The following is an 11,681-nucleotide window of genomic DNA, read 5'->3' on the forward strand; positions in this document are numbered from 1 at the left end:
CGCTGCGTCCGGCACACAGCGCGCGAACGGGCGGCCGGGGGGCCGCCATGGGGGGAGCGGATCGCGATGCATGCCATGTCACCGACGGAGGTGTTCCTGCTGGCGATCCTCATCATCTTCACGCTGCCATGGCTGGTCTGGCGGCTGGGGCGCACCGACTATTGGGCGCCGCTGGTGGTGGTGCAGATCGTCGGCGGCATCCTGCTCGGGCCGGGCGTGCTCGGCGCGCTCTTCCCCGATTATTACGCCTTCGTCTTCGCGGCGCCGACGCTCGGCGCGCTGAACGGCATCGCCTGGTGGTCGGTCATGCTGTTCGTATGGGTCGCCGGGCTGGAACTCGACGTCGGCGAGGCGTGGAAGCGGCGGCGCGAGACGGGGATCACCGCAGGGCTCGCGCTCGGCGTGCCGCTGGTCGCGGGCAGCCTCGCGGCGCTGCTGATGCTCCGCTATCCCGGCTGGCGCGGGTCGGGCGGCGCCGACTGGCAGGTGGTGCTGGGGATCGGCATGGCGTGCGCGGTCACCGCCCTGCCGATCCTCGTCCTGCTGATGGAAAAGCTCGACGTCCTGCGCAGCCCCCTCGGTCAGCGCGTGTTGCGCTACGCCAGTCTCGACGACATCGCGATCTGGGGCGTGCTCGCGCTGATCCTGCTCGACTGGGAACGCGTCGGGCGCCAGGCCGGATTCCTCGTCGGGTTCGCGGTCGCAACCTGGGCGATCCGCCGCCTGCTCCGCGCGATCGGAGAGAACGACCGCTGGTACGTCGGCCTGATCTGGCTGGCGCTGTGCGGCTTTGCCGCCGACTGGGCGGGGCTTCACTTCATGGTCGGCGCGTTCCTGGCGGGCGCGGTGCTCGACGCGCGCTGGTTCGGCGAGGAGCGGATGGACCGGTTCCGCCAGACCATCCTGCTCGCGGTGATGCCGGTCTATTTCCTGTCGACGGGGCTCAAGACGCAATGGGGGGTCGGCGGCGCGGCGGTGTTCGCCGTCGCGGCACTGCTGCTCGCCGCGTCGCTGGGCGGCAAGCTCGCCGGCATCCATCTGGCCGGGCGCATCCTGAAATGGCCGAAGGGCGATGCCAGTGCGATCGGATGGCTGCTCCAGACCAAGGCGCTCATCATGATTATCTTCGCCAACATCCTGCTCGACAAGACGATCATCACCAACGAGACCTTCACCGCGCTGCTGCTCATGGCGGTGGCGAGCACGATGCTGACGATCCCGGTCGTCGCGCCGATGCTGAAGCGCGATCCGGGGCTGCGCAAGCGGGGGTTCTGATGTCTGCGATCGCTGCTCCACCGCGTTTCTCGTCATTGCGAGCGTAGCGAAGCAATCCAGCGCCGGACGAGGACGTCCTGGATTGCTTCGCTACGCTCGCAATGACGGGGGGAGTTAGTCGAGGTTCGGCCGCAGCCAGCGTTCGGCCTGCTTCGGGTCGACGCCGCGCCGCGTCGCATAATCCGCGACCTGATCCTGGCCGATCCGCGCGACGCCGAAATATTCCGCCTGCGCGTGGCCGAAATAGAAGCCGCTGACCGCCGCGGTCGGCAGCATCGCGAAGCTCTCGGTCAGTTCCAGCCCGACGTTCGCCTCGGCATCGAGCATGTCGAACAGCGTCCGCTTCAGCGAATGTTCGGGGCACGCCGGATAGCCCGGCGCCGGGCGGATGCCGCGATATTGCTCGCGCACCAGCGCCTCGTTGGTCAATTGCTCGCCCGGCGCATAGCCCCACAGGTCGGTGCGGACGTGCGCGTGCAGCGCCTCGGCGAACGCCTCCGCCAGCCGGTCCGCCAGCGCCTTCAGCAGGATGTCGTTGTAATCGTCGTTGTCCGCCTTGTAGCGCGCCAGATGCGGCTCGATACCGTGGATGCCGACCGCGAAGCCGCCCATCCAGTCGCCCGCCGGATCGATGAAGTCGGCCAGGCTCATGTTGGCGCGGCCTTCGCGCTTCGCGATCTGCTGGCGCAGGAAGGGCAGCCGCACCGTCGCGTCCTGCGTCCGGTCGAGGTTGGGGATATGGAACCCCTCCGGAATGCTCGCGCCGTCCGGGCTGCGATGGGATTCGGCGTGGCGGGTGTAGACCCACACGTCGTCGTCGTGGCGGTGACAGGCCCACAGGCCGGCGACGCCGCGCGCGGTCAGCCACTTTTCGGCGACGATCCGGTCCAGCATCGCCTGCGCATCGGCATACAATCCGCTCGCGCTTTCGCCGACGACCGCGTCGGTCAGGATCGCGGGGAAATTGCCGGCGAGTTCCCACGCGCGGAAGAACGGCGTCCAGTCGATGTAGCGGCGCAGGTCGGCAAGGTCCCAGTCGTCGAACACGTGCACGCCCGGTTTCGCCACCGGCGGCGCCTTCAGCGCCATGTCGGCGACGAAGCCGCGCCGCCGCGCCTCGGCGAGTGGCAGCAGGTCGTTCTGCCCCTTGCCCGCGCGCGCCACCCGCACCTTCTCATATTCCTCGGCGACGCCCAGCACATAGGCGTCGCGCTGGGTGTCGCTGACCAGCGTCGTCGCGACGCCCACCGCGCGGCTGGCGTCGAGGACGTGGACGATCGGCCCGTCATAGGCGGGCGAGATGCGCAGCGCGGTATGCACCTTCGACGTCGTCGCGCCGCCGATCAGCAGCGGCATCGTCATGCCCGCCCGCTTCATCTCCTCCGCCACGGTCACCATCTCGTCGAGGCTGGGGGTGATGAGGCCCGACAGGCCGATCATGTCGGCGTCGTTCTCGTTCGCCGCCGCGATGATCTTCGACCAGGGCACCATGACGCCGAGATCGACGACGTCGAAGCCGTTGCACTGGAGCACGACGCCGACGATGTTCTTGCCGATGTCGTGCACGTCGCCCTTGACGGTCGCCATCACGATCTTGCCCTTGCCCTTGGCGCCGGGCTCCTTCGCCGCCTCGATGAAGGGCAGCAGGTGCGCGACTGCCTTCTTCATCACGCGGGCGCTCTTCACCACCTGCGGCAGGAACATCTTGCCGCTGCCGAACAGGTCGCCGACGACGTTCATGCCGTCCATCAGCGGCCCCTCGATCACCTCGATCGGACGCGCGAACTGCTGGCGGCATTCCTCGGTATCGTCGACCACATGCGCGTCGATGCCCTTCACCAGCGCATATTCCAGCCGCTTGGTGACCGGCAGGCTGCGCCATTCCGCCGCCTGCTTCTCGGCGACCGCATCGGTGCCACGATACTTCTCCGCAAGCGCGACCAGCCGGTCGCCCGCCTCGGGATCGCGGTTGAGCACGACGTCCTCGCACGCGGTACGCAACTCGGGATCGATCGTGTCGTAGACGTCGAGCTGCCCCGCGTTGACGATGGCCATGTCCATCCCCGCCGGGATGGCGTGATACAGGAATACCGAATGCATCGCACGGCGCACCGGCTCGTTGCCGCGGAAGCTGAACGACAGGTTGGACAGGCCGCCCGAGATATGGACGTGGGGACAGCGCGCCTTGATCGCCTTGCACGCCTCGATGAAATCGACGCCGTAATTGTTGTGCTCCTCGATCCCCGTCGCGACCGCGAACACGTTGGGATCGAAGATGATGTCCTCGGGCGGAAAGCCGATCCCCATGAGGAGGTCGTAGGCGCGCGCGCAGATCTCGACCTTGCGCTCCTGCGTGTCGGCCTGGCCGACCTCGTCGAACGCCATCACGACGACGGCGGCGCCATAGGCCATGCACTTGCGGGCATGGAACAGAAAGGCGGCCTCGCCCTCCTTCATGCTGATCGAATTGACGATCGGCTTGCCGCTGACGCACTTCAGCCCGGCTTCGATCACGCTCCACTTCGAACTGTCGATCATGATCGGCACGCGCGCGATATCGGGCTCGGCGGCGATCAGCTTGAGGAAGGTCGTCATCGCGAATTCGGCGTCGAGCAGCCCTTCGTCCATGTTGACGTCGACCACCTGCGCACCATTCTCGACCTGGCTGCGCGCGACCTCGACCGCGCGGGTATAGTCGCCGGCCATGATCATCTTCTTGAACGCCGCCGATCCGGTAACGTTGGTGCGCTCGCCGATGTTGACGAACTGGGCGGAGGAATTGGTGGTCATGATCTTCTTTCAGATCCTCCCCGGCACGGGGAGGGGGACCGCTCGGCGAGAGCCGAGGGGTGGAGGGGGCTCTCCACCAGAGATATCGTTTGCGGAGAACCCCCTCCACCAGCTTCGCTGGTCCCCCTCCCCGTTCCGGGGAGGAGCAGGACCGCGCTAGGCCGCCATCGTGAACGGCTCCAGCCCGGCGAGCCGCGTCCGCACCGGCGGCACCGGCACCTGCCGCGGCGCGACGCCGCGCGCCATGTCGGCGATCGCCGCGATATGCGCCGGCGTCGATCCGCAGCAGCCGCCGAGCACGTTGACCTGCCCCGCCTGCGCCCATTCGCCGACGAGGCCCGCGGTCGTCTCCGGCGCCTCGTCGTAGGCGCCCAGCTCGTTGGGCAGTCCGGCGTTGGGATAGACCATGATGAGCGTATCGCAGATATCGCTCAGCGTCTTCACATGCGGGCGCAACTGCTCCGCGCCGAACGAGCAGTTGAGCCCGATCGTCACCGGCTTCGCATGCCGCACCGCATGCCAGAACGCCTCGACCGTATGCCCCGACAGGTTGCGCCCCGACAGATCGGTCAGCGTCATCGACAGCATCAGCGGCAGGTCGCGGCCGAGGGCATCGGCCGCGTCGAGCGTCGCCATGATCCCCGCCTTCGCGTTCAGCGTGTCGAACACCGTCTCGATCAGGATGAAGTCCGCGCCGCCCTCGACCAGCGCGTCGATCTGTTCGCGGTACACGTCCTTCAGGTGATCGAAGTCGATCTCGCGATAGCCGGGGTCGTTGACGTCGGGCGACAGCGACAGCGTCTTGTTGGTCGGCCCGATCGCGCCGGCGACGAAGCGGGGCCGCCCGTCCTTCGCCTGGAATTCGTCGGCCAGCCGTCGCGCCATCCGCGCACTCTCGACGTTGATGTCGCGCACCAGATGTTCGGCGCCGTAGTCCGCCTGGCTGATCCGGTTCGCCGAAAAGGTATTGGTTTCCGCAATGTCCGCGCCCGCCTCGAAATAGGCGCGGTGGATCGATTCGGGCACCTCCGGCTTCGTCAGCGCGAGGATGTCGTTGTTGCCCTTCTGGTCGTGGGTGAGGCCCAGCGATCCGGCATAGTCCGCCTCGGACAGCTTCCAGTTCTGGATCTCGGTCCCGAACGCGCCGTCCGTGATGAGGATGCGCTGGGCGGCTTCGGCCAGGAATGTGTCGCGGATGGTCATATCTATTCCTTAAAGCCCCTCCCCTTCAGGGGAGGGGTTGGGGGTGGGGCGTGTCTCACAGAGCCCAGCGCCCGCGTCCCCCACCCCAACCCCTCCCCTGAAGGGGAGGGGCCCGACGTTCACGCCGCCGCGGCGTTCGCCACCGGCTTGCTGCGCACGCCGAGCAGGTGACAGATCGCGAACGACAGTTCCGCCTTGTTCAGCGTGTAGAAGTGCAGCGACTTGACCCCGCCCGCGTACAGCTTGCGGCTGAGTTCCGCCGCCAGCGTCGCGGCGATCAGCTGGCGCGCGGCGGGATGATCCTCCAGCCCGTCGAACAGCCGTGCCATCCACGCCGGCACCTCGGTGCCGCACATCGCGCTCATCCGCACCACGCTCGCGAAGTTGGTCACCGGCATGATCCCGGGCACGATCTCCGCGGTGATGCCCGCCGCCGCCACCTTGTCGCGATAGCGGAAGAAGGTTTCGGGCTCGTGGAAGAACTGCGTGATCGCGCGCGTCGCGCCGGCGTCGAACTTCGCCTTCAGATTGTCGATGTCGGCCGCCATGTCCGCCGAATCCGGATGGCATTCGGGATAGGCCGCGACCGAAATCTCGAACGGGTGCAGGCGCTTCAGCCCGGCGACCAGCGCCGCCGCATTCTCGTAGCCGCCCGGATGGCTGGCGAACTTCGCGCCGCTGGCGGGCGGATCGCCGCGCAACGCGACGATGTGGCGCACGCCCGCCGCCCAATATTCCTCGGCGACCTGGTCGATCTCCGCCCGCGTCGCCTCGACGCAGGTCAGGTGCGCCGCCGCCGCAAGGCTCGTCTCGCGCTGGATCCGCGCCACGGTCGCGTGCGTGCGCTCGCGCGTCGATCCGCCCGCGCCATAGGTCACCGACACGAAGCTGGGCGCAAGCGGCTCCAGCGTCCGCACCGCGTCCCACAATTGCTCTTCCATCTTTTCCGTCTTCGGCGGAAAGAATTCGAACGAGACGTCGAGGTCGCCCGCGACGTCCGCATACAGCGGCGCCTTCAGCGCGATCTGCGCCTCTTCGAGCTGGTTCACCGAAATCGTCATGCCGCCCCGACCCTTTTCATAGGTACCTCACGCAAGCTCGCGCCCGGCCTTACGCCCAGCCACAATGTCACCGTCAATTCGCCGCCCTCCAGCGTCTCCGTCCGCGCCAGCGCCAGCCCGGCATTGCCGAACCAGCCCGCGATCTGTTCGTCGGCGAAGCCCAGCCGGGTATGCGCGTCGCGGCTGCGCAGGTCCTCGCGATCGTGCGGCGCGAAATCCGCGATCAGCAACCGCCCGCCCGGCCCCAGCACCCGCGCCGCCTCCGCGATCGCGGCGCCGGGCTGCTGCGCGAAATGCAGCACATGGTGCAGGATCGCGACGTCCGCCGCCCCGTCCGCCATCGGCAGCGCGTACAGATCCGCCTGGCGCAATTCGGTGTTCGCCCGGTCGTGCAGCTTCGCGCGCGCCAGCCGCAGCATCTCCGACGACCGGTCGATACCCAGTGCGCTGTCCGCCTGCTGCCCGAACACCTCGAGCATCCGCCCGGTACCGGTGCCGATATCGATCAGGCTGCCGAGCGGCCCCGCGCCGAGCACGCCGGCCATCGCCGCCTCGACCTCGCTTTCGGCGACGTGGAGCGAGCGGATCGCATCCCATTCGTCGGCATGGCCTTCGAACCATTGCGCCGCGCTCGCCGCGCGGTCGGCGCGCACCGCGGCCAGCCGGGCCGCGTCGGCGAGCGCCCAATGGTCGGGCTCCGCCGCGTTCCACCGGTCGATCGCCGCCGCGACCGGCCCGGTCGCCGCCGCGCGGCCGAGCGCCACGAATACCCAGCTGCCCTCCTTGCGCCGTTCCGCCAGCCCCGCGTCGCACAGGATCTTGACGTGCCGGCTGACGCGCGGCTGGCTCTGCCCCAGCACCTGCGCCAGCTCGCCCACCGACAGCTCCATCGAGCGCAGCAGGGAAAAGATGCGCAGCCGCGTCGCGTCGGCCAGGGCACGGAAGATATCGAGGGCGAGGGTCATGTCGCATCAACATATAAAGATATCTTTATATGCGGTCAACGCGGACCCGAAGCCGCGATGCTGCGTTGGCGTCGGGCTTTACCATCGAGGGAGATTACGATGAAGCGCCTGCTGATCCTTGCCGCCCCGCTGGCCATCGGCCTTGCCGCGTGCAGCCAGAACGCCCAGAACGAAACGGCGGACGCGGCCAATGCGATCGCGACGGATACCGAGGCGACCACCCGCAATGCGGTGAGCGACGTCGACGCCGCGACCGACCGCGCCTTCGGGTCGGCCGAACGCAGCCTCGACAACGCCGGTGCGCGGATCGATTCGGCGGCGGATCGCGCCGGCGACCGGATCGACAGCGGTGCGGACCGCGCCGGCGCCGCGCTCGACAATGGTGCCGATCGCGCCGGTGCCGCCGCCGACCGCGCGGTCGACGCGACCGGCAACGCGCTGGAGCGGGCCGGCCGTTCGCTCAAGGACTGACGAACCGTGACCGTCGGGAAGCAGCGCCGCACGGGCCGCATGGCGATCGGCGCGCTGCTTCCAGCACTCTTGCTCGCGGCGTGCGGGCGACCCGCCGACGAACCGGGCGCGGTCACCGCCGACGAGGCCGCGCAACTCAACGACGCGGCCGCCATGCTCGATGCCAACAGCGTCGCGCTCGACGCCGTGACCTCCAACCATCCGGACACCCTGCCATGATCGCCAAGCGCCGCCTCGGTTCGACCGACCTCCAGATCGCGCCGCTGGTGCTCGGCGGCAACGTCTTCGGCTGGACCGCCGACCGCGCCGCGAGCTTCGCGGTGCTCGATGCGTTCGTCGCCGGCGGCGGCACCATGATCGACACCGCGGATGTCTATTCGGCATGGGTGCCGGGCCACGAAGGCGGCGAATCGGAACGCATGATCGGCGAATGGCTGAAGGTCAGCGGCAGGCGCGACGACGTGCTGATCGCGACCAAGGTCGGCATGCTCCCCGGCGAGGGCGGCGAAAAGCTGGCGCCCGCGCGGATCGCGGCGGCGGCGGAGGCATCGCTGCAACGGCTCGGTACCGACCGGATCGACCTCTATTACGCGCATCAGGACGACGATGCCGTACCGCAGGATGCGGTGCTGGAAGCGTTCGCCCGCCTGATCGACGCGGGCAAGGTGCGGGTGATCGGCGCGTCGAACTTCCACGGCGAGCGGCTGAAGTCGGCGGTGGACGCCGCCAAGGCCAGCGGCCTGCCCCGCTATCACGTCCTGCAACCCGAATATAATCTGGTCAGCCGCCATAGGTTCGAGGGCGAGTTGCAGGATTATTGCGTTACCGAGAATATCGGCGTGCTGCCCTATTACGGGCTCGCGTCCGGCTTCCTGACCGGCAAATACCGGTCGAAGGACGATCTGGGGCAGAGCGTGCGCGGCGGCCGGATGACGGAATTGCTCGACGGGAACGGCCCCGCCGTGCTGGCGGCGATGGACGACGTCGCGGCGGAAACCGGCGCGACGCTGGCGCAGGTAGCGCTCGCGTGGCTGATGGCGCAGCCCGGTGTCACCGCGCCGATCGCGAGCGCCACGCGGGTCGAGCAACTGGTGGACCTGCTCCCGGCGATGCAGCTGGAACTGACGAAGGAACAGCTGGACCGGCTGAGCGCTGCCGGCGCCTGACCGTACCCGATACCCGGCGCGGACCGCCGCGCCGGGACCGTGCGTCCGCTATGCCGCGAACTGGTTCATCGTATTGTGCGCGCCGCCGGCCTTCAGCGCCGCCTCGCCCGCGAAATAGTCCTTGTGGTCGTCGCCGATGTCGGACCCGGACATGTTCTGGTGCTTCACGCACGCGATGCCTTCGCGGATCTCCCTGCGCTGGACGCCCTTGACGTAGCCGAGCATGCCCGCCTCGCCGAAATAGTCCCTCGCCAGATTGTCGGTCGACAGCGCCGCGGTGTGATAGGTCGGCAGCGTGATGAGATGATGGAAGATGCCGGCACGCGCCGCGGCGTCCTTCTGGAACGTGCGGATCCGCTCGTCCGCCTCGGCACCCAGATCGGTCGCGTCATAGTCCACCGACATCAGCCGCGCGCGGTCATAGGCCGACACGTCGCGCCCTTCCCCGGCCCAGGCATCGTAGACCTGCTGGCGGAAGTTGAGCGTCCAGTTGAAGCTGGGCGAATTGTTGTAGACCAGCTTGGCGTCGGGGACGACCGCGCGGATGCGGTCGACCATCGACGCGATCTGCTCGATGTGCGGCTTTTCGGTCTCGATCCACAACAGGTCGGCGCCGTTCTGGAGGCTGGCGATGCAATCCATCACGCAGCGATCGGCACCGGTGCCTTCGCGGAACTGGAACAAGTTCGACGGCAACCGCTTCGGCTTCATCAGCGTGCCGCCACGGTTGATGACGACGTCGCCGTTGATCGTCGAAAGGTCGCCGACCTCCTCGCAATCGAGATAGCTGTTGTACTGGTCGCCCAGGTCCCCGGGCGTCTTGCTGACCGCGATCTGCTTGGTGAGGCCCGCGCCGAGCGAGTCGGTGCGGGTGACGATGATGCCGTCCTCGACGCCGAGTTCCAGGAAGGCGTAGCGACAGGCGCGGACCTTCGCCAGGAAGTCCTCGTGCGGCACGGTGACCTTGCCGTCCTGATGCCCGCACTGCTTCTCGTCGCTGACCTGGTTCTCGATCTGGAGCGCGCAGGCGCCCGCCTCGATCATCTTGCGGGCGAGCAGGTACGTCGCCTCCGCATTGCCGAAGCCGGCGTCGATATCGGCGATGATCGGCACGACGTGCGTCTGGTGATGGTCGATCGCGTGCTGGATGCGCTGCGCCTCGACCGCGTTGGTGGCATGATCGAGATCGCGGAACAGCATGCCCAGCTCGCGTGCATCGGCCTGGCGGAGGAAGGTGTAGAGCTCCTCGATCAGCGCCGGCACGCTCGTCTTCTCGTGCATCGACTGGTCGGGCAGCGGGCCGAAATCGCTGCGCAGCGCCGCGACCATCCAGCCCGACAGATAGAGATAGCGGCGATCGGTCGTGCCGAAATGCTTCTTGATGCTTATCATCTTCTGCTGGCCGATGAAGCCGTGCCAGCAGCCCAGCGACTGGGTGTAGGCGGCGGGGTCCGCGTCGTAGGCGGCCATGTCGCGCCGCATGATCGCCGCGGTGTAGCGCGCGATATCGAGCCCGGTCTGGAAGCGGTTCTGGAGGCGCATGCGGGCGACCGCCTGCGGGTCGATCCCGTGCCACGTCGCATGCGCACCGATCGCCCGGGTCGCCGCGCCGATCTGTTGCTGGTAGGTCATGTCCACATCCCTCGCTCTGTCTCGATGACGGGATGTGTACATAACTTCACAATGCGAGCAGGCGGCAATCGGGGGTAAACCGGGTTATTCTGTCAATCTTCCAATATTATATGTGTAAATTTGTACGCATAGTTTCAGATCAATCGCCGGCGAAGGTAAAGCCCGAAACGCCGCGGTCGCGCTCGTTGATGAGCAGCGCGCGGCCGGCGGGCGGCGCGGAGCGCTGCGGACAGTCCGTGCGGTGGCACGCGCGGCAGCCGAGGCCGATCGGCGTCGCATCGCCCTTCAGGTCGATCCCCCGCGCCACCGCCAGCGCATTGCCAAGCTCCGCAGGCACGCCGATGCCGACCGCGAATTCGGCGAGCACCCCGCCATAACGGCGGCGCTGCGGCGTGACGGTACGCGCGACGGTCAGCCAGCGTGCGCCGTCCTCCAGCTGCACCAGCTGCACGGCAAGGCTGCCGGGGCGGTCGAACGCCTGGTGCAGGCGCCACAGCGGGCACCGCCCCTCCGCCTCGGCGAGCGGCGACGCGCTCGCGCCGGAGAAGCGCTTGGAACACTGGCCCGCCCGATCGATGCGGATGAGGAAGAACGGCAGGCCGCGCGCGCCCACGCGATGCAGCGTGGTCAGTCGATGCGCGACCTGCTCGAACCCCGCCCCGAACCGGCGCTGCAACAGCTCGAGGTCGTAGCCCGTCGCCTCGCAGGCGCGCAGGAAGCGGGCGTAGGGCATCATCACCGCCGCCGCGAAATAGCTGGCGAGGTGCCGGCGGAACAGGCGCTCCGACGACCGGTCGGCGAAGGCCGCGCCCTTGGCCAGCGCATCGATCTCGGCGCGCGCCTCGATCTGCGCGAGCTGATAGGCGGCGGCGAACGTCCGCGACGCGGAATCGAGCACCTCGCTCAATTGCAGCTGGCGGGCGTGAAGGTCGAGCCGCCGCAACAGGTCGGGCATCACGTCGACCGGCAGGATGCGGATCGTCAGCTGGTGCTTGACCCGCAACCGCTCGGCGATCGCGCCGTACAGGTCGCCCGCGCCGAGGCGCAGTTCGTCGGCAAGCGCCTCGGCCGCCCCGTCCAGATCGGCGAAATGGCCGCGCCAGCGCTCGATCTCGCGG

At 68.2% G+C, this 11,681-nt stretch carries 10 protein-coding genes; 4 read left to right on the top strand and 6 right to left on the bottom strand.

Annotated elements, in window-relative coordinates:
• Positions 1-66: 66 nt before the first annotated feature.
• Positions 67-1,275 (top strand): cation:proton antiporter, encoded by a 1,209-nt coding sequence (locus LPN01_RS06020; RefSeq protein ID WP_262827452.1) that lies wholly within the window; start codon positions 67-69, stop codon positions 1,273-1,275.
• A gap of 114 nt (positions 1,276-1,389) precedes the next feature.
• On the opposite strand, the gene metH is transcribed toward LPN01_RS06020, so the two are convergent.
• From metH to LPN01_RS06040, 4 genes are all read right to left on the bottom strand, one after another.
• Complete coding sequence (gene metH, locus LPN01_RS06025; protein WP_262827453.1) at positions 1,390-4,065, bottom strand: methionine synthase; 2,676 nt, start codon at positions 4,063-4,065, stop codon at positions 1,390-1,392.
• A gap of 156 nt (positions 4,066-4,221) precedes the next feature.
• Entirely contained in the window at positions 4,222-5,268 is a 1,047-nt protein-coding gene (locus tag LPN01_RS06030) for a homocysteine S-methyltransferase family protein (RefSeq protein WP_262827454.1), read from the bottom strand.
• 119 nt (positions 5,269-5,387) lie between these two features.
• Positions 5,388-6,329 carry a methylenetetrahydrofolate reductase [NAD(P)H] gene (metF, locus tag LPN01_RS06035; RefSeq protein ID WP_262827455.1) on the bottom strand — a complete coding sequence of 314 codons (942 nt, stop codon included), beginning with the start codon at positions 6,327-6,329 and terminating at the stop codon, positions 5,388-5,390.
• On the bottom strand, positions 6,326-7,294 hold the full coding sequence (locus tag LPN01_RS06040; RefSeq protein WP_262827456.1) for an ArsR/SmtB family transcription factor: 969 nt from the start codon (positions 7,292-7,294) through the stop codon (positions 6,326-6,328). Before LPN01_RS06040 ends, metF begins: the two co-directional genes overlap by 4 nt.
• 99 nt (positions 7,295-7,393) lie before the next feature.
• Here LPN01_RS06040 and LPN01_RS06045 point away from each other — a divergent pair, with 99 nt between their 5' ends.
• The 3 genes from LPN01_RS06045 to LPN01_RS06055 are packed head-to-tail and all read left to right on the top strand — an operon-like array spanning position 7,394 to position 8,931.
• Positions 7,394-7,765 carry a hypothetical protein gene (locus LPN01_RS06045; RefSeq protein WP_262827457.1) on the top strand — a complete coding sequence of 124 codons (372 nt, stop codon included), beginning with the start codon at positions 7,394-7,396 and terminating at the stop codon, positions 7,763-7,765.
• Positions 7,766-7,771: 6 nt separating this feature from the next.
• Complete coding sequence (locus LPN01_RS06050; protein WP_262827458.1) at positions 7,772-7,984, top strand: hypothetical protein; 213 nt, start codon at positions 7,772-7,774, stop codon at positions 7,982-7,984.
• Positions 7,981-8,931, top strand: coding sequence for an aldo/keto reductase (locus tag LPN01_RS06055; protein ID WP_262827459.1), 951 nt, complete (start codon positions 7,981-7,983; stop codon positions 8,929-8,931). The genes LPN01_RS06050 and LPN01_RS06055 overlap by 4 nt, the downstream gene beginning before the upstream one ends.
• A gap of 48 nt (positions 8,932-8,979) precedes the next feature.
• Here the strand turns inward: LPN01_RS06055 and LPN01_RS06060 are convergent, their stop codons facing one another.
• On the bottom strand, positions 8,980-10,563 hold the full coding sequence (locus LPN01_RS06060) for an isocitrate lyase (RefSeq protein WP_262827460.1): 1,584 nt from the start codon (positions 10,561-10,563) through the stop codon (positions 8,980-8,982).
• A gap of 139 nt (positions 10,564-10,702) precedes the next feature.
• Positions 10,703-11,681: short-chain fatty acyl-CoA regulator family protein (locus LPN01_RS06065; protein WP_262827461.1), on the bottom strand; the 979-nt coding region annotated here is incomplete at its 5' end.

The sequence above is a fragment of the Sphingomonas sp. A2-49 genome, from assembly GCF_025548555.1.
Lineage (GTDB): Bacteria > Pseudomonadota > Alphaproteobacteria > Sphingomonadales > Sphingomonadaceae > Sphingomonas.